Below are 19,419 nucleotides of genomic sequence, written 5' to 3' on the forward strand. Positions count from 1 at the left end.
ATGCTTGATTCCCCGCATAGCCTCGACGAGCAGGCCGCCAACTGGATGATGCGCCTGCACGACGGCAACCTCAGCGAGCGCGAGCGCCTGCAGTTCGAACAATGGAAAGCCCAGGACCCGCACCATGCTGCCGCGATCGAGCGCCTGCAAGGTTTCGTCGGCCGCTTGCAGGCCCTGCGCCCGCAACACGCGCCGGTGCATGCCGCGCTGGATGCGGCGCTGGTGAAACGTCGGCGCAACCCGGCCGGCAGAGTGGTGCTTGGGTTGATGCTCGCCCTGCCCCTGGCATTGCTGCTGCGCAGCTATCCGCCAAGTTATTTGCTGGCCGACCAGCGCACCGCACCGGCCGAGTGGCAGCGTATCGACCTGGACGACGGCTCGCAGTTGATCCTCAGCGGCAACAGCGCCGTGGACCTGACCTTCAACCCGCAGCAACGCCAGGTGAAACTGCTGCGCGGGGAGATCCTCGTGCAGGTGGCCCATGACGCCACTCGGCCATTTATCGTAGTGACTGAGGACGGACAAATGCGCGCCCTCGGTACCCGCTTCACGGTCAAGCGCGAGGCGCCCGGCACGCTGCTGACCATGCTTGAATCGAAGGTCGCCGCCCAGGATGCCAACCACCACCCTGCCGTCGAAGTCAGTGCCGGCGAGCAAGCGCGCATTACTGCGCAGGCGGTCACGCGGTTGGGCCATGTCGACACCCGGGCGACCAACGACGCCTGGCAGTACCACCAACTGGTGGTCCAGGACCGCCCGCTCCCGGAAGTGCTCGACGAGCTCGCCCGCCAGTACGGCGGCCACCTGCAATTCGACCGCGAGCAACTGGCCGACCTGCGGGTGTCGGCGGTACTGCCGCTGGATGAGCCACGGCGGGCGCTGCAATTGATCAGCGATGCGTTCCCGGTGCGGGTGCGCTCGTTCAGCCCGCTGTGGTTGAAGATCGAGCGCGAAAAATAAATCGGCGCGCCGGGTTCCGCTTTTTGCAATCGCCCCGTCAAGGAAGAAAGCACCTCATCACAGGAACCTCTTCCATGCCGTCGGACTTCAGCGTTTCGCGCCACCCCAAGCGTTCTTTTGTGCCCCTCGCCCTGGCGATCAACCTGGCGACGTTTTCCCTGCTGGGCCTGGGCATCAGCACGCCGGCGGCGGCCCAGAGCGAGGTACAGCGCTACGCCATTGCACCCGGTGCGCTGGGCCCGGCGTTGAACCTGTTCGCCCAGCAGGCGCATGTGGCATTGCTGTTCGACGCGCGCAGCGTGGCCGGCTTGAGCACCGCCGGGTTGCAGGGTGAGTTCGCGGTCAACCAGGGTTTTGCCCGGCTGCTGCAAGGCAGTGGTTTCCAGGCCGTACAAGGCGCCAACGGTTTTGTGCTGGCGCCGGTAAGCAACACCACCGGCTCCCTCGAACTGGCGCCCACCGCCGTCACCGGGCTGACCGAAGAGGCTTCCACCGAACACGTCAAAGGCTACGTGGCCACCCGTAACCTGAGCGCCACCAAGACCGACACACCGATCATCGAAACCCCGCAATCACTGTCGGTGGTCACCAGTGACGAGATCCGTGATCGCCAATCCGAAACCTTGTCCCAGACCCTCGACCTGACGCCCGGTTTCACCAGCCAGCCCACCAGTTTCAACCGCACTTCGGACCGCTTCCGCATCCGTGGTTTCGACGTCGAGTCGGCCACCGGCGGCTCCCTGCGTGACGGCCTGCGCCTGCAAAACAACTCCTACGACGGCGTGCAGGAACCCTACGGCCTGGAACGCGCCGAAGTGATTCGCGGCGCGGCCTCGGTGCTCTACGGCCAACTGTCGCCGGGCGGGCTGATCAATACCGTCAGCAAGCGCCCGAGCCAGACGCCGTACCACGAAGTGAACGTGCAGGCCGGGCAAAACAATCGCAAGCAATTGTCCGCCGACTTCACCGGCCCGCTGGGCGACAGCGAGACCTTGAGCTACCGCCTGACCCTGCTGGACCGCAAGAGCGACACCAGCGCCGACCACATCGACAACGACAAGGTCTACGTCGCCCCGGCCCTGACCTGGCGCCCGGATGACGACACCTCGCTGACCCTGTTGTCGTTCTACCAGAAGACCGAGACCCGCTTCTCCGCGCCACTGCCCTACCAGTTGGTAAAAGGCGTCGGCGACGGCAAGTTCCAGATCGGCCGCCACGACTTTATCGGCGACCCGAACTACGACGAAATGAACGGCGAGATGTCGGCGCTGGGCTACGAGTTCGAGCACCGGTTCGACGAGCACACCCGTATCAGCAACAAGCTGCGTTATTACCAGTCGGAGGTGACCTGGCGGTACCTGCAAGTGAACGCCACGCCGGCCTTCATCGCGACCGCGCAAAACACTGGCATCCTGCGCCGCCAGTACAGCGACCGCGTCGAACGCTCCCGTGGCCTGGCCAGCGATACCAACATCGAAAGCAAATGGCAGTTCGGCGATTGGCAGCACACTTTCCTGCTGGGCTTCGACGGCTATGACACCAGCTACGACTCTCACAACTTCCGTGGCAATGCGCCGTCGCTGAACCTGGCGAACTACGTCAACAACCAGCCGGTGGTGGTCAACCGCGCACCGAATACCGACCGGGGATCGCAGATCGACACCCTGCAAAAAGGCGTGTATTTCCAGGACCAGATCACCTTCGACGAACACTGGATTGCCGTGCTGGGTGGCCGCCATGACTGGGCTGACCAGGACACCGAACTATTTCGCAACTCCGCCAAGACCAGCCAGAGCGACGAGGCCACCACCTGGCGCGCTGGCCTGGTGTACAAGGCCGACAACGGCCTGGCGCCCTACCTGAGCTACAGCGAATCGTTCTTCCCGGTGGCAGGCGTGAACAAGGCCGGGCAAGCGTTTGTGCCCACCGAAGGCAAGCAATACGAAATCGGCATTCGCTACCAACCCGAAGGCAGCGCCACCTTGCTGAGCGCCGCCGTGTATCAGTTGGTGCAGAAAAACGTACTGACCCAGGACCCCACCGACCTCACCCAAACCTATTCGGTGCAAACCGGCGAAGTACGCTCCCGCGGCCTGGAGCTGGAGGCCAAGACCGAAGTCACGCCGAACCTCAGCCTGATCAGCTCGTACGCCTACATCGACGCCCGCATCACCAAAAGCAATATCGCCAGTGAAGTCGGCCAGCGCAGCGAAGACACGCCCTACCACCAGGCCGCCCTGTGGGCCGATTACCGCTTGGCCGAACTCGGCTTGCCGCAACTGCGCATCGGCGGTGGAGCGCGCTACAAAGGCACCACCCAAGCCTCCGGCGTGCCGTCAGAGATGCCCGCGTATACGCTGTATGACGCCCGCGCCAGCTACGAGATCGACCCGCATTGGGAAGTCGCGCTCAACGCCAACAACGTCACCAACAAACGCTACACCTACTGCGAGTTCGCGATTTGCCGGTATGGCGATGAGCGCCAGTTGGTGAGTTCGGTGACGTATCGCTGGTGAGTCCGAATGCGTATGGGGAGTGAAAGCTAAAGGCTATTTGCTACTATGGCCTAACGCTTCACTCACCTATCAGGAAGGCACTACGTGGAAATGGACGAGCCGCAAAAGGACGATTCCGCTTTTAACGCCAAAAACATCAAGATCTGGAAGCTATCTCACGGCGGAAAAACCTTTACCGCCGACCAACATGCCAGTTTCGTGAGCAACCGGCTTGCTGTAGTGCACAGAGATACCAAGGTCAATCAAGGCAAGCATTTCAAAGGTGAACCGGAGGGTACATTGTTCTACCTCTGCCACGGCAATGCCGTACAGGCTCTGGCCCGTTTTTGCGGCCCGGCCAAGGTCGATGACGAGGGCTGGCAAAAACGTCCGTATCAATTACTAAGACGCTCCAGCCAACAAACGCCCTATCGGGACAGCAAAAAAAAGTGGACGCCTCAAGGCAATTCGACTTTCTTCTCGGTCCCGACAGCAGAGCTACCGGAGTTTGAACAAACCCTGCTCCAACCTTACTTCGGACTCAAACTGGCGGAACTCATGAATCTGGAACCCATAGACGACACTATTGAATTTCTGCGTGTCCCCCAACTGCAGGCGGCGGAGCCAGGGCCACTCAACCGAATTCTCTTTGGCCCTCCAGGGACCGGTAAAACCTACCGCTCGGTGGCCGAATCGGTAGCGATCGTCGAGTCGGTGGCGCTTGCTGACGTGCTCAATACGGCGGCTTATACGGACACGAAGGCACGCTTCGACCATTACCGAAAAGAAGGCCAGATTGATTTTGTAACCTTCCATCCCTCGTATTCTTATCAGGACTTCGTGGAAGGTATTCGACCAGACACGGTGGACGGTCAACTGTCGTATCAGGTCGAACCTGGGATACTCAAGCGAATCGCCGACGCCGCAACGGCCAACTGGCATGCAAGCCTGCAAACCGCCGGAACGACCCTGAGTGATACGGAACGATTTGACAGGGCATTCGAACAGGTCCTGGAAGATGTCGAGGAAGCGACCTCCGGTTTCGTCCAGGCCACGCTTTACAACAAGACCAAGGTGAACGTCCGAGTTAGTGTGCGTGAGAAGAGTCTGTTACTGACCAAGCCGGGATCCAACACACAGTTCAGTGTTGCCAAATCCCAACTGCGCAAGCTTTGGGCAAATCGCGCAAATATCAATAAGCCAGCCGACACGGGGATTCACACGCGATCGTCCTATTACGCCGCATTGAAACTGCTCGAGGAAACCGATCTGGAACTCGGGCAACCCGTCGTGCATACCCCAATCACCTTAAAGCGTTATGTACTGATCATCGATGAAATCAACCGCGGCAACATCGCAAAGATTTTCGGTGAGCTCATCACACTGATTGAAGACGACAAGCGCCTAGGCGAAAGAAACGAACTGACCGTGCGTCTGCCCTACAGCCCGGACGAACTGCCCTTCGGCCTGCCACCGAACTTGTACCTGTTGGGCACCATGAATACAGCCGACAGGTCTATCGCGTTGCTCGATACCGCATTGCGTCGCCGTTTCGATTTCCGGGAGTTGATGCCAGATGCCTCAATACTGGAGGGAAAAGTAGTAGAAGGCATCAACCTGCAAACCTTGCTGGATACGCTCAATCGCCGAATCGTTTTTCTGGTCGGGCGCAATCACACCCTGGGCCATGCCTACCTGACAGACGTCAAAGACTTTGGTGCATTGGAGTCGAGGTTTTTCAACCGAATAATTCCATTGTTGCAGGAGTACTTTTTCGATGACTGGGCCAAGATTCGTCTGGTCTTCAAAGATAGCGGCAAGAAGCAATATGCCCTGCAGATCGTACGAGAGTACGAAGAGGATGCACTCGAGGTACTGGGGGATGATATTGACGTTATCCAAAATCGCACTCGCTATGAAATCGCCAGCAAGCTGACACCTGACATGATCCGAGCCATTTACGAATGACGGTCGTCAGCTTTCGGGAATACCTACCCATCACCGTGTGCAAGGCACTTTCCAGCCCAACGGAATCGGTGCTGACACACGATGAACTCGACGCGTTGGAGGCGCTCGGAAAGCAGCTGAATATCACGATCATCGAACACATCTCAAGAACCAAAGTACGTCCTCGCCAGTTCGTGGGAAGTGTCCAGGTAGGTGATCGACTGCTTGAGTTTCTTCCGAAAATCGAGCCTGAGGGGCTAAGCGACCTTCCCGTCGTTCGGCAAAATCTTCTGCAAATGCTACTGGTCGCTCACGATCTTGAACTAAGTCACACCAACTTGGCTGACCTGACACACACCTCAGGAAGCTGGCTCGACTTGCTGATGCGTTTTTTCTGTAATGCCTTTACCGCACAACTGCGCCATGGCCTGGTGAAACGCTACCGTGTCGAGGAGGACGATCTACCTGTAGTACGTGGGCGCTTGCTCTTGGATGAACAAGTATCCCGCAACTTCATTCACAAGGAACGCATGGCCTGTGAGTTTGATGAGCTCGATGAAAATCATCCGCTTAACCAAGCGTTCAAATGGGTCATCGGGCGAATGCTGCGTTTGGCGCAATCGGAGCGGACTCAGCAGGCAGCCAGAGAACTGCTGCTGCATTTGTCGGCGGTATCTGACGTCCCCATCAATCGGCTGAACATTGCTCAAATAACCTTGGATCGCAGTGCTGAACGCTTCCGCATGTGCTGGGAGCTGGCGAAGTTGTTTATTACAGGTAATACGTCTGATATCTACGCAGGAGCACAACAGTCATTCGCACTGCTGTTCGACATGAATGACCTATTTGAAGGCTATATAGGTAAAACTTTCCAACGAGCCCTGCGCCAACACCCAACGCAAAGGGTACGGCTACAACACTCGGAACGCTATCTGGTTAAAGAGGTAGCCTCCGGCCAGCGCCTGTTCAAGCTTCGACCCGATATCGTGATCGTAGAGGGCGACACTATAAGCTGCATTGTTGACACTAAATGGAAGCGCCTGCTCGCGAAACAACGCAAAGCCGGTGTATTACAGTCGGATCTTTATCAGATGTATGCCTACGCCGGACAGCATCAGTGCGACTCTATTGTCTTGCTTTATCCCTGGAATCCCGACGCTGGCGAACTTCAAAATATACGTAAGCGCTTTCAAGTCGAGGGATCGGATGTCTGTATCAAAATCGCTGAAGTTTCCCTCTACGACCTGTCAGGGGTACCCGCGCAACTGCTTGGGTTACTGAGTGGAGAGGTTTCAACCGCTCCACTCACAGCAGGATAGGTGAATGGTGATGAATGACTGCCGGTCAACTCGCAGACGTATCGCTGGTGAGTTTGAGGCGCCCGGCGATCTTCGCCACCCGCTCGCCGTAGAGCAGCGCGGTCTTCATGTCACCTTCGGGAATACCTGAGGCATCCGCATCCGCCGGGGCCTGTACGATCAGGCCCACCGAGCCGCCCAGGTTGTTGACGTCGTTACGGGTGGCGGCCACGGTGTTGGCCGGCAGCAGGCCCAGGCTGACCCAAATGCCGCCGTGCTGGGAGGCCAGGGTTTGCAGGCCGATCAGCGTGACCTGCTTGTCCCCGCTGAAGCTGGCACTCACGGTAAAGCCGCCAAACACCTTGTCTTGCCAGCCCCGGGTAAACCAATACTTGGCCGTGGCGTCCGAGAACTTCTTGAACTGCCAGGCGCTGGAGCCCATGTAGGTTGGCGTGCCGAAGATAATCCCGTCGGCGGCGCTCAATAGTTCCCAGCCGTCTTCGGGAATATTTCCGTGTTCGTCCACTTCCAGCAGCCGCGCGCCTGCACCTTCAGCCACGGTCTCGGCGACGCGGCGGGTATGGCCATAGCCAGAGAAAAACACCACTACTGTGTTGGTCATGTGCAGCTGTCCTGTCAAGATTTGAGAGTAAGCATACTGACCAGTCGGTTTGACTCTCGTCAAGAGGCGGCCCTAGACTCTTTTCAACGGTTTTTTGAAAAGGCGGGCATAACCATGGGACGACCCTCACGCAAGGACGAGCTGCTGGCAGCAGGCATCGCGGTGCTGCATCGCCAGGGCTATGCAGGCTCCTCGGTGGACGCCATCGTGGAAGAGGCCGGGATGCAGAAAGGCTCGTTCTTCGGGCATTTCGGTTCCAAGGAAGCCTTTGCGAGTGAAGCCCTCAAGGGCTATTTCAAAGGCTGGACCGGCAACGCGGAAGCCATTTTGGCTAACCCCGACCTGAATAACCGGGCAAAGCTTGAGGCTCTGGTGCGGATTTCCACGCCCGGGGACTGCGAGACCTACGGTTATGGCTGCCTGATCGGCAACCTGGCCGCCGAGATGAGCATGCGCCACGACGACGTGCGCAACACCCTGGTGGATATCCTTGCGGAGTGGACCAGGCCCTTTGCACAACTGGTGCGCGAGGGCGTGGCCAGCGGGGAGTTTCGCGCCGGGCTGGAGCCCGAGGCGACGGCGCGCTTTTTGATCAATGCGCTACAGGGAAGCGTACTGCGCGGCAAGGTGGACCGCACCACCGAGCCGTACGAGGATTTCCTCGCATTGGCCTCCACGTTACTGCTGGCGGATGCGTGAAAGCAACGCCTCGCCCAACGCCTCGGGCCGCCCGCTGAACAAGGTTTGCAACGGCTGCGGCGACGCCAGGTGGCGGTACAACGCACTGCGCTCGGCGTAATTGCCGGCCAGGCGTACCGCCGCCTGCACGTACGCTTCAAGGGTCGGGGCGATGGTCCAGTCGGGCAAGCCGACACGGCGAAACAACCCCTCGTCGATATGCTCGAACACCTGCGGCCCGGTCTTGCATACGCCCGGCAGGCCGACCGTCAGCGCATCGATGATGCCGTTGGTGTTGCCGAACGGGAACGGGCTGAGGAACAGGTCGCAGCGATTCAGGGTGGCCATGTAATCCGCGTACGGCTGGTGCGGGTACACGGTGGCATCGCCCACGTAGCGCTCGATCAGGCGCACCAGTTGCGGGAACAACAGGCCCTGGGCCTGGCCCACCAAAAAGTGAAAACGCACGCGCTTGCCAGTCTCGCGCAAGGTGCTCAGGGCGATCGCCTGGCATGCGCGCAAAAACGTCGGGTTGAGTTTCATGGTGGTCGCTGCAATGGCGATGTTCACCACCGGCGCGTCGAGCCGCTCCAGCCGTGGCAGGTCGACGCTGATGGCCGACGGACGATACGGCTGGCCATCGGCAGGCAAGCGCAGCAGGTGCTCGCTGAAGCAGGCCGGATCACCGACAAAATCATCTTCCACGCTGATGCAGTCGATATGCCGCGAACCGGTAGTTGCCGGATGCCCCAGCGCCGCCACCTGCAACGGTGCAAAGCGCAGGTTGCTGGCAAACATCGTGATCTGGAACATGCCGACGCTGGGCATGTAGAACACCTCGGGCCGGCGTGATTCGGCCAGTGCCGTCAGTTCCCGCAGGCAGGCGAACAAGTCATCCGGCCGGGCCAGCTCGATAAACTCATCGAACACTTCACGCCCCAGCGCATCCACGTTGGCGCCGTAGCCGACTGCGACCACGTGAAAATCCCGTCGAGCGGCCTGCAGGGTCAGCGAGTGGGTGCGGTAGATCGAATGCCCGCCGGAAAACCATTCCAGCAGCACCAGCATCAGCGGCTTCTCCCGGGCGACCGGTGCTTGTGGCACCACGCTGCGGATGCCCAGGCTTTCCAGCTTGCGTTCGATCAGCGTATTGATCGAGGCCTTGATGCGGTGCCGCTCCGGCAGGTCGGCGTAGCTGCAATGCATGTACACATCGTGCAGCACGTTCAGCGGCAGCGCGTCGAGGCTGTCGAGTTGCTCAAGGCGCCCCGGCAACCAGGCCAATAACGCCTCGCGCTTGGAATGGGCCGCCGGGGTGCCGAGAAAGCGCGGCGACATCAACGCCATGAACAGCGCCGCCGCCAGCGTCGGGTTTTGCGCCCACAGCAGTTCCACATCCAGCGGCAATTGCGACTCGGGGGAATACAGCAGGCAGAACTTCACCAGGTCCTGTTCGGCAATCCGGTAATCGCCGCCCGGGCCCAGCAGGTTCAGCGAGCGCAGGATGTGGTCGCAGTTGACGAAGGCGCTGGCGGCAAACAGTGATGACAGCCAGCGTTGCAGGTTGATGAGCTGGCCAAAACCGTTGGGGCTGATGCTGAAACCCGGGTCGGAAAACAACGCGGTGATGGCGCTGGTGAGCCGGGTCAACACGTGGCTTTCCAGCTCTCCCGGGCTGATCGCCGGGGACACCGACAATGAGAACTGCTCCGACAGTTTTCCGTAGTTGCGATCGATCAACTGCAGCAGGCGCACCAACTCCCGGGCGCCGCCTTCGTGGTCGCGGGTGTAGCACAGGTATTCGAACGTCTCGAGGGAAAACACCGGATCATTCATCGGGTTTGCACCACGTCGATGTTCACCTCGTCGGCGGCGCTGCCCATTGCGGTGAGGTGATAGTCCGGCGCCAGCGGCTGGCTCCAGGCACCGCCCACGGCTTGCGCCTGCTGGTACTGGCGAGTGGGTTCGCTGGCGGTTTCCAGCAGCCCGTTGTGGATCAGCCCGCCACGGCTGATCAGCACCGCGCCACTGCCGCTGGCAGTCAGGGTGGTGACGTCGTCGGTGTGGGTGATGTAGTTGGCGGAGGGTGTATCGAGGTTCAGGCGCAGCAACCCGTCCGCCACCTGCAGCAGGTTGTTGCCGTGATCGAAACTCAAGGCTGCACCGCCGCCGCTGCCATTGAGGGTGATATTGCCGCCGGCGCCGGTCATCACGTTGTTGTAGCCCTTGGCATTGGTGGCGCTGAAGGCAATCCCGGCGCCCGAACCTTGCGCCGTACCCTGCAGGCTGATATCGCCGCTGCCGGAGAGGATATTCACCCCATTGCCAGGGCCCGACGCACCGCTGCGAATACTCAAGCCCGCCGCACTGGAAGCCGGCCCGGCGCGCCCGTTCAACGTGATGTCGCCGCTGGCCGTCGACACGTTGATCACCGAACCGGTGCCGGTGGAGTTGAGGGTCGTGCCCGCATCTCCGTCACTGCTGCCATCGATAAAAATATCACCGCCCTGGGCCGCGTTCAGCGTGACCGTACCGGTGCCGGAAGACGCGATAAACACGCCACGCCCGGAGCCGCTGCTGCCTTCAATGGTCAAGGTGCCGCCACCCACGCTGAGGGTTTGCGCGGAAGTCGCCGCCGTCGAACACACCAGCACGCCGGCCCCCGACACGGCACTGCCGCGCAACGTGACATTACCGCTGCCGCTGGCCGCGATGGTGTTGCTGGTGCTGAAAATCCGTGTGCCGTTGCCGCTGCCCAGGTTGGTGCTGTCCACCGTGATCGAGCCCGCGCCCGCCGTCAGCAGCTTGCTGCCGCCGGTAAGCACGAACGCATCGCCGGTGCCAGTGCTGCTGGCTTGCAACGCGGTAAGGCTGATATTGCCGCCGCCGGCATCAATGGTGCTGTTGCTGATGGTGATCGCCGTCGCGGTGGAGCCCGCCGCCAGTGTTGAAGAAGTGGCGCCCCGCAGGTTCACGTCGCCGCCCTTGGTGGTGAGCCGCGTGCCGTTGCTCAGGGAAATCCCCGTGCCGTTGCTGACGTTGGTGCTGGCCCAGGACTGGTCCGGCTGCACCGCACCGCTGATGGTGAGGTTGCCGCCGTTGGTGCTGATGGTGGCGTTGCTCAGCGCCACTGAACCGTTGCCGCTGTTGTTGAAGTTGGAATACAGCGACACGTTCAAGGTCTTGCCGTCGGCGGCGCTGATGCTGGTATTGGTCATCACGATATTGCGGTGGGCCTGCAAGGTCAGGGTGGCGTTGCCCACGCCCTTGACGTTGTCCAGCACGTTGATGTCTCCCGACGTGCCGGCGCCCGAGGAGGTGCACACAAGAATCTTCGCGCCTTCGGACAGCGATGCGTTGAGGGTCGCCGAACTCAGGTTGGAGCTGCCACCGGCATTCGGCGTGAACGGCGAACCGGTGGATGTGCCGGAACTGGCGCCCTTGGTGATGTTGATATTGAACGGATCGATCAGCCAGGTACCGCCCTGGCCGGACACTGCGCTGAGGTCGACGATGCCGGTGATTTCCAGGGCATGCCCGGAGGTCTCCACCAACCCGCCACGTCCCTGGCTGCCAGCGCCGCTGACGCTGATGCCGCCGTGGAATTGGGTGCTGTCCTTGGACCAGAGGATCACCTTGCCGCCGTCGCCGCTGCTCAAGGCGTTGGCGCTGATGTGCGCGTCCTGGCCCATGAAGGTGCTGTCGGCCTCATGCACATTGCCGCCGCCCTGATAGTCGCCGCCCATCAGCACGGTGCCGCCGCCGATATCACCGTCGGCATTGATACGGCCGCTGTCAAACAGGCCGACGTACTGGCCGGTCATGGTCACGTTGCCGCCCCGCTCGCCCGCATTGCGCCCCGACACATCGAGCACGCCGCTGTTGACCACCACCCCGTTGCTGCCGCCGTCGAGAATGATCCGGCCGTTGCGCTGTTCCAGGCTGCGGGCCTCGATCACGCCTTCGTTGTTCACCACATTGCTGAGCATCGCCTGGGAGTCCCGGGCGCTCATGGCCACGGCGCCACCGTTGGCACTCAACAGCCCGCGGTTGACCACACTGGCGCCGATTGCCGGGTCGTTGACTTCCAGGTTGATCAGCCCATCGCCGTTGAAGTCGAGGGTGATTTTCTCGCCGCCGCCCAGCACCACCGAGCCCAGCCGCGCGACCACTGTGCCTTCGTTCAGCACCTGGCTGCCGAGCAGCGCGACACTGCCGCCGTCTTTGGCATTGATGGTGCCCTGGTTGATCACCGCCCCCTTGCCTTGCCCGGCGAATACGTTTTTACCGGCCATGAAATCGCTGTTGGAGATGTCCAGGGAACTGGCCACCAGGCCACCCACATCCACCATCGAGCCGGCGCCAAACAGTACGCCCGAGGGGTTGATCAGGAACACCTGGCCGTTGGCATTCAGGTGCCCGAGGATCTGCGAACCGTCGCTGCCGGTGACGCGGTTGAGGGCAATCGAGGAAGCGCCCGGTTGCAGGAAATTAACCTGGGCGCCGCTGCCGATATTGAAGGTGTCCCAGGTGGCGATCAGCTTGTCGCTGCCCTGGTGCACCGTCATTACATTGCCGTTGCTGACGATGGTCCCGCTGCCGGCGATCACCTGGCCGTTGGTGGGCAGTGCGTTGCTGTCCAGGGCCAGCGCCGGGATGGGCACCAGGCTGTACAGGGCGCACAACACGGCAAAACTCAGGGGCTTGAGCACCGGCAATTCGGCTTTGGATGGATGCGTCTTCATGGCCTTCTCCTCAGAACGAATAGTTGATGCCAGTGCCGATGGCGCTGATGGTGGTGCCCGCGCCCGGCGAGTAGCCGCTGGCCGCGGTGACGCCGGTCAGGGCGAAGTTGTAGTTGGCCAGGGAATTGTTTTTCAACAGCACGTACTGGCCGAACAGGTCGATGCGCTTGGTCAGTTTGTAGTTGGCGCCGACGGCGTACTGGGTGGCCCCCATGCCGTGGGTATCGCAGTCGGGCGCAGCCGCGCCGATCATCTCGCACTTGCCAGGCAGGGCCTTGCCGTAGGTGGCCTTCAAGGTCCAGGCGCCGATCTTGTGGGAGGCGCCCACCAGGTAGGCGCGGCGGCGGTAGCGCGACAGGTCGCTGGAAGTGGTGCTGGTGTTGACCACCCCGTCTTCGGAGTACGACAGGTCATCGGCGATCACCGACAGTTCGGTGTCACCAAAGTCATAGCCCAGGCCGTAGCGGAAGCTGAAATCGTCCGACGAGGTGCCGTCGGTGACATGGGTGCTGCTGCCCAGGCCCCGGGCGTTGCGGCCCAGGTCGGCAATCCCGAAATAGTTGATGTGCCGCTCGGCCGCGAACACGGCGGTGAAACCACCGTTGTTGTAGGTCAGGCTGGTGCCGTAGACGTAGCCCTTGTCCACATCATTGGCCACGCTCATGCCGTTGTTCGAGTACGCCAGCTTGAGCTGCAGGCCGTTCCACACCGGCGTCCAGTATTCCACCACGCCGGACTGCCGCCGGTTGAACGCCGCGTCGCCATTCACCGCCGTGTCGTCATAGCTTTGCGGACCGACAACATTCGTCGACAACCCCGCGCTGAAGCCCGGCGAGCCGATGATGTTGAAGTACGCGGCGCTGGTCTTGCCGTTGAACGGATCGAGTGTGGTGGTGGCTTCTTTCATCGGCATGTCCCACACGCCATACAACAACGTGCCGTAATCGGTGTTGTTGAACGCCGCACCGGTGTTGCGCAACTTGGTGCTCGGGGACGCCGAGGGGTTCACCGATTTGTCGTCGCTCGCGGTGTAGTTCATCGAGATGCCGTATTCCAGTTGCCAGAGCAGTTTCCAGTCGTCGCTCAGGCCGTAGCCGCCGTGCACGCCGATGGCCGAGACGTTATCGCGGGCACGCCAGAAGCTCGACATATTGCGCCCATTCGGGGTGGCCAGGCGGTTCTGGTTGGCGGGCGCGGCCGGCGTGGCGCCGTGACGGTCGACGTATTCGGGGACGATGCCGAAGTCGCCGTAGATCACCGTGTCGGTCTCGGCCACGGCGAAATCCTCGCCCTTGGAACCCAGGTCACTGGCCAGCCCGGCAAACGCCTGGGGCGAGCCGGTGACAGAGAACCACAGGCGCTTGGCGGCGCGGTCGTCGCTGGTGGGATCGTCGCCCGGGGAAAACGCCAGGCTGGCATTCATCACCAGGTCGCGGTGGTAGAGGTTCACGCCCAGGCCGTAGCCGTAGCGGCTCAGGTGGTTTTCGCTGCGGTCCCATGGGTCCTTGTTGACCCGCACTTTGCCGGCGTCGGCGAACAAGGTGCCTTCGGCGATGGCCCCGGAAAAGTTGCCGAGGTATTTGCGCAGTTCAAGGCGGCCCAGCACACCTTCGTCGCCGGCCACTTCGCCCACCGGGTAGGCGCGCACGCCGTTGGGGCCGCCGAGGCTGAGTTTTTCCGAAGAGTCGAGGTTCTTGTTGGCCCACTGGGCGGTCACCGAACCAAACAGCGAGTAGCCGTTGCCGATGGTTTGCAGGCGGCTGAAGTTGAAGTTGGTCTTCTGGTAACGGCCTTCCGCCCGGGCGGTCAGGGCATCCAGCGACGCGTCGATGGGGGTGTTTTTATCCAGGTAACCAATGCCGTAGGACAGGCTCCAGGCGTTGCTGCCCTGCCAGTCATCGCGCCAGTTGCCGTAGAGGGTGGCGCTGCGAAACACCGCCGCTTTCTCCACGGTAAGGCCGCCGGCGCTGTCTTCGAAACGCCGGTGATCTTCCGCCAGGTTGAAGTTGATGTTGCTGTCCCGCGAGCGCAGCAGCGAGCTGTTGATGAACACCGACGACACTTCGGCGGTGCCGCCCGCGTTGACGCCCTTGAGGTTTTTACCGATGGCGTATTCCAGCTCGGCATAGTTGGCGCCCACCGAGATCCCGGTGGCCCCCAGCGGCTGCTGATAACCGACACCCTTGATGTCCAGGCCCTCGAAGGTGTTCTGCGAGTTGACGGTAAAACTGTCGCCCACACCGAAGGCGTCGTTGAGGCTGACGCTGGAGGTGAGCCGATTGGAACCGGTGTAGTAGTTGCCGTAGTTATCGATGGCGGCCCGGGCGGTGATGGCGGTCATCTCGCTGAGCTTGAGCACGATGTCGGCCGCGCCCGGCTGCTGCGATGGCCGCAGGATCGCGCGCACCGCCACCCCGGTGATGTCCGAGAGGCGCAGCAGCACGCGCTCCAGGTCCTGTTCACGAATGATGGTGCCCGCGGGCAAGGCGTCGACAAACTGTTGCTGCACGCCGGGACGCAGGCGCACGTTGGCATCCGGCAGCGCACTGACCTGGCCGATCACCCCTTCGGAAATCCCGATGATCACCTGGCCATTTTGAATGTCCTGGGCCGGCAGATACGCCCGGGCCACCAGGTAACCGCGGGCACGGTACAACGCGGTGACCCTTGAAGCGGCTTCCCGCAGGCCATCAAGGCCGAGGGTCTGTTGGGTGTACGCCAGCAACTGCGCCTGCACGTCGGCATCGCTGACTTGCCGGTTGCCCTGCACGGTAAAGCGCTGCACCACCAGCTTCACGGTGGAGGGGCTCGGCGCACTCTGGGGCTCATCGTTCTGGCTTTCGATACGCACGCTGCCGGGCCGGGCGGCCTGGCCGCTTTCGGTGGGGCGCAGCACCGAACGGCTCGAATCGAACAAGGTGCCGGAGGACGGCAAGGTGTCTGCCTGGGCGTGCAGGGCAATCAACGTGGCAGCCAGCAAGGTCAAGCGGCCAGGCCCCAGGGCGCGATGCGCCCGGGTAAACGGGAGGTGTGGGCTCATACGGTTCTCTTATTGTTTTTATCGAGACGCAGCGGGCGGTGAGTCTTACGGGAAGAGGATCCGGGCGACGTCCTTATCGCCGAACAACCGTGCGGCGTTGTGGCCAATACCGGGGATCGTGTACTGCGGATGGCGCAGCGGCACCTGCCATTTGTTCGACAGGAAGCCTTCATAACCGACGTACGTCAGTTGGCGCTGCAGCCGGGTTTCACCCTGGTAGTTGGCCCCGCAGGAATTGTCCAGCACGCGGCTGGTGGGGTTATTGTCCTGGGCGCCCACGAGGTAGGTCACATCCCGTGCGGCGTAGCGGGTGAACAGCTGGCGCCCGGTCAGGTGCTGCATTTGCAGGTATGCCGGGGCCGCTTCAATGCCGTAGCGGTAGCGGTTATAGCTGGGGCACAGGATGCTCACGACGGGGGCGAACGCGCCGTCCTGCAGACGGTTTTCGTCGACGTACAGGTAGTTCGACGGGCTGGCGATCACGTAGCGGATGGTCAGGCCATGGGCCTTGAGACCGGCATCGAGGTCGTTGACCACGGCGTAGCGCTGCATCAGCTGTGCGCCTGCCGAGTGGCTGACCATCACGATTTCCTTGAGGGCCGGAAAGCGCTGGCGGTCGGAGAGGTAGCGCACCACATCATCGAGCACCTGGAAGGCCGGGATGCCCTTGTGGCCGTACTGCGATTCGATGCCGTGCATCCACCTGTCCCGGGGCCACAGCGGCATGTCATCGCTGACGCCTGAATCCTGCGGGGTGAGGAAGTTGGGGGCCAGCAACAGGGTGCGTTCGCCAGGGAGTTTGGCGTTGCCCATCAGCTTGCGGCCGGTCTTGAAGTACTGGTCGGCGTCGCGTTGTACGCCGTGAACGATCACCACCGCGCGTTCGATGGATTTGGGCGGGTTGTACAGATCGGCATTGGCGTAGATCAGGAACGGGTAAGCCTGATCGTCATGGCCCAGGCGCAGGACCTGGCGGGCGTCGACGTCGCGCTTGTCGCTGGCGTCGGCCTGGATATCGACTTTGGCGCAGCTGGTCACGCCCACCATCAAGGCGAAGGAGACCAGCACGGTGGCGAAGGTTTTGCTGCGCTTCATGTAGGCAGTTCTCTTGTTTTTTGCGAAGCCTATCAGCGCCGTCCTCCTATGAAAAATATCTAAATAATGCGGTTTGAATACTTTAAAAATATGGTGTTCACCCCCTGGCCTCGCGCAGCCGTTCACAAAACCGCTCCCACACTTGCGGGTTCAACAGATGCGCCGGACGCTCGCCCCGCAGCATCAAGGCGATCTGTTGCGCCGACGACCTCGCCACATTGCGCCGCCCACCGTGAGTGACGCCCGCCGTGTGGAAGGTGGCGACCACATTGGGCAGTGTCATCAATGGTGCGTCCTGCGCCGGCGGCTCGCAGGCCCACACGTCGAGGCCGGCACCGCCAAGGTGGCCGCTGCTCAGCGCCTGGAACAGCGCTGCTTCGTCGTGAATACCGCCACGGGCAGTGGAGACAAACACTGCGCCCGGCTTCATCGCCGCGAACTGTTCGGCACCCATCAGGTGCTGAGTCGTGGCGTTCAACGGGCAGTGCAACGACACGTAGTCACTGCGCCCCAGCAACGCCTCCAGCGTCACCGGCTGTGCGCCCCGGGCGTGGATTTGCTCGGCGCTGAGGTATGGATCGTACGCCAGCACCTCCAGGCCAAAACCCTGGGCGATGCGCGCCGTGCGCTGGCCGATTTCGCCGAGGCCGATCAGCCCCAGGGTGTTGCCGTGGATCTCTTCGCCCATCAGGTCTTCACGGCTGAAACCCCGTTCGCGGCGCAGCTTGGTGTCGGACTCGACGATGCGCTTGACCACCGCCAGCAGCAAACCGAAGGTGTGTTCCGCCACCGAGAACGCATTGGCGCCCGCCTGGTTCACCACCGCAATACCGGCGCGGGTGCAGGCCTCGACGTCCACCGTGTCAAAGCCCGCGCCGCCGGAAGACACGCAGAGCAGATCAGGGCACTGGGCGATCAACGCCTGGTTGACGAACCATGCCCGTGGCAGCTCGTCCTTGGCCGCCGACACATGGTAGGCATGGGCCCGGCTCAGGGCCGCCAGGGTGCGCGGGTCCTCGCCTTGATGAGCCAGCACCTGCAACGCCAGGTTGGCCTCGCTGCGAACCAGATCGTCAAACACGGGGCTGATCCATAAATCGAGCCGACAAACCTGCATGACGCGCGACGAATCGTTCATCCGGGATCCTTCAATGAAAGTGAGTGGTTCAGGGTTTGGCGTGAGCCAGGGGCGATGCCAAGGGCTCGCCGTGATCCTGCACACGTGCAACGGGTCGAGGTTCGATCATGGTCAGCACGATGGCGAAGGTGATCAGTGAACACACACCCAGAAAGCCAAATACGTAGTCCCAACTGAAGCTGTCCAGCAACAGGCCGACCACGAACGGCGCGAAGGCCCCGCCCAGCGAGCCGCCGGTATTGACGATGGAGGCGGCAAACGGCACCCGGTCCTTGGTCGCCAGGCCCATGGGGTACACGAGGAAGGTCGAAAAACCGATATTGAGCAACACACCCGCCAACAGGAATACCGCCGCCAGCAGCGCCGGGTCGCTCGGTGAATGCAGCAGCACAAACATCATCACCACCGTGGCCAGCGAGCTGATCAACATGGCCGGCTTGCGGCGTTTGTCGAAGACCCGGTCCGACAGCCAGCCTCCCAGCAGGTTGCCGATCACCGCGCCCACCCAGGGGGCCGATGCCACGGCGCCCATGGTGATCACCGAGAACTGCTTGACGGTGATCAGGTAGGTCGGGATCCAGGTCATGATCGAATAGGTGATGCCCACCATCATGAAATAGCCGAACGCGCAGGCCCACACATTCCACGACGCCAGGATGCTTTTGTTGTCGGCCAGGGGTTTGACGTCGCGGCTGCGAATCAGCCTGTCGACCCATGCCGGCATGCGCACCATGGGCCTGGCTACCACTTGCCCGTGCACTTCGGTGCCCTGGATATGCCGCACTTCGCTGGGCGAGACATACGGGCTGTCCGCCGGATCATCCTTGACCAGCCACCACCACAGCAGCGCGACAAAGAACCCCGGCACGGCAAACAAATAGAACACCTCGCGCCAGCCATACAGGTGCACGATCCAGGCGCACAACGGCGGTACGAAGGCCGGGGCGAACTTGATGGATGACATGAAAATACCGGTGGCCAGGCCCTTCTCGCTCGGCGGGAACCAGCGGTTGATGATCGACACGATCCCGATATTGATCGGCCCTTCCGCCGCCCCCAACAAGGCCCGCGCCAGCTTCAGTTGCAGCACGCTGCTGGTGAAGCCGATCAAGAGCGTGGCCAGGGAGGTCAGCACCAGGGAGCCGGTCAGCAGCTTGCGGATGCCGTACTTGCCGAACAGGTAGCCAGCGGGAATCTGCACGATGGCGTAGGTCAGGTAAAACAGGCTGGCCAAGGCACCGATGTCGGTGTTGCTGAGGTGGTATTCCTGCTTGATGAAGGGCACCACCACGCCGATGTTCGCGCGGTCGGCACCGGCAACCATATAGGCCAGGAAAAACAGGGCCGCCACAACCCAGCGAAAGCCGCTGGCAGGCTTGGAGTCCGCTTTCATTTCTTCAC

Annotated in this window: 12 protein-coding genes; 5 read left to right on the forward strand and 7 right to left on the reverse strand. The window is 61.8% G+C overall.

Annotated features, from left to right (window positions below):
- From V3W39_RS02265 to V3W39_RS02280, 4 genes are all read left to right on the forward strand, one after another.
- Positions 1 to 960 carry a FecR family protein gene (locus V3W39_RS02265; RefSeq protein WP_330212138.1) on the forward strand — a complete coding sequence of 320 codons (960 nt, stop codon included), beginning with the start codon at positions 1 to 3 and terminating at the stop codon, positions 958 to 960.
- Positions 961 to 1,034: 74 nt separating this feature from the next.
- Positions 1,035 to 3,476, forward strand: coding sequence for a TonB-dependent siderophore receptor (locus tag V3W39_RS02270; protein ID WP_330212139.1), 2,442 nt, complete (start codon positions 1,035 to 1,037; stop codon positions 3,474 to 3,476).
- A 90-nt stretch (positions 3,477 to 3,566) separates the two neighbouring features.
- Positions 3,567 to 5,423 carry an McrB family protein gene (locus tag V3W39_RS02275; protein WP_256348124.1) on the forward strand — a complete coding sequence of 619 codons (1,857 nt, stop codon included), beginning with the start codon at positions 3,567 to 3,569 and terminating at the stop codon, positions 5,421 to 5,423.
- Entirely contained in the window at positions 5,420 to 6,721 is a 1,302-nt protein-coding gene (locus V3W39_RS02280; protein WP_177044019.1) for an McrC family protein, read from the forward strand. The genes V3W39_RS02275 and V3W39_RS02280 overlap by 4 nt, the downstream gene beginning before the upstream one ends.
- A 25-nt stretch (positions 6,722 to 6,746) precedes the next feature.
- Here the strand turns inward: V3W39_RS02280 and V3W39_RS02285 are convergent, their stop codons facing one another.
- Complete coding sequence (locus tag V3W39_RS02285; RefSeq protein ID WP_177044020.1) at positions 6,747 to 7,322, reverse strand: flavodoxin family protein; 576 nt, start codon at positions 7,320 to 7,322, stop codon at positions 6,747 to 6,749.
- A 114-nt stretch (positions 7,323 to 7,436) separates the two neighbouring features.
- On the opposite strand from V3W39_RS02285, the gene V3W39_RS02290 reads away from it, so the two are divergent.
- Positions 7,437 to 8,021, forward strand: coding sequence for a TetR/AcrR family transcriptional regulator (locus V3W39_RS02290; RefSeq protein ID WP_177044021.1), 585 nt, complete (start codon positions 7,437 to 7,439; stop codon positions 8,019 to 8,021).
- On the opposite strand, the gene V3W39_RS02295 is transcribed toward V3W39_RS02290, so the two are convergent.
- From V3W39_RS02295 to V3W39_RS02320, 6 genes are all read right to left on the reverse strand, one after another.
- The gene (locus V3W39_RS02295; protein WP_330212140.1) at positions 8,001 to 9,836 is read right to left on the reverse strand and encodes a peptide transporter; all 1,836 of its coding nucleotides are present in this window, start codon (positions 9,834 to 9,836) and stop codon (positions 8,001 to 8,003) included. The two genes, V3W39_RS02290 and V3W39_RS02295, sit on opposite strands and share 21 nt — an antisense overlap.
- Positions 9,833 to 12,745 (reverse strand): two-partner secretion domain-containing protein, encoded by a 2,913-nt coding sequence (locus V3W39_RS02300; protein ID WP_330212141.1) that lies wholly within the window; start codon positions 12,743 to 12,745, stop codon positions 9,833 to 9,835. The genes V3W39_RS02295 and V3W39_RS02300 overlap by 4 nt, the downstream gene beginning before the upstream one ends.
- 10 nt (positions 12,746 to 12,755) lie before the next feature.
- On the reverse strand, positions 12,756 to 15,785 hold the full coding sequence (locus V3W39_RS02305) for a porin (protein WP_330212142.1): 3,030 nt from the start codon (positions 15,783 to 15,785) through the stop codon (positions 12,756 to 12,758).
- A 45-nt stretch (positions 15,786 to 15,830) separates the two neighbouring features.
- Positions 15,831 to 16,880: a hypothetical protein gene (locus V3W39_RS02310; RefSeq protein WP_177044025.1), complete on the reverse strand. Its 1,050-nt coding sequence runs from the start codon at positions 16,878 to 16,880 to the stop codon at positions 15,831 to 15,833.
- Positions 16,881 to 16,977: 97 nt separating this feature from the next.
- A complete protein-coding gene (locus V3W39_RS02315) occupies positions 16,978 to 17,961 on the reverse strand; it encodes a hydroxyacid dehydrogenase (protein WP_442968387.1) in 984 nt (327 codons plus the stop codon).
- Between the two features lie 85 nt (positions 17,962 to 18,046).
- Positions 18,047 to 19,411, reverse strand: coding sequence for an MFS transporter (locus V3W39_RS02320; protein ID WP_330212316.1), 1,365 nt, complete (start codon positions 19,409 to 19,411; stop codon positions 18,047 to 18,049).
- Between the last annotated feature and the right edge of the window lie 8 nt (positions 19,412 to 19,419).

The organism is Pseudomonas sp. Z18(2022), from assembly GCF_036346535.1.
Lineage (GTDB): Bacteria > Pseudomonadota > Gammaproteobacteria > Pseudomonadales > Pseudomonadaceae > Aquipseudomonas > Aquipseudomonas yamanorum_A.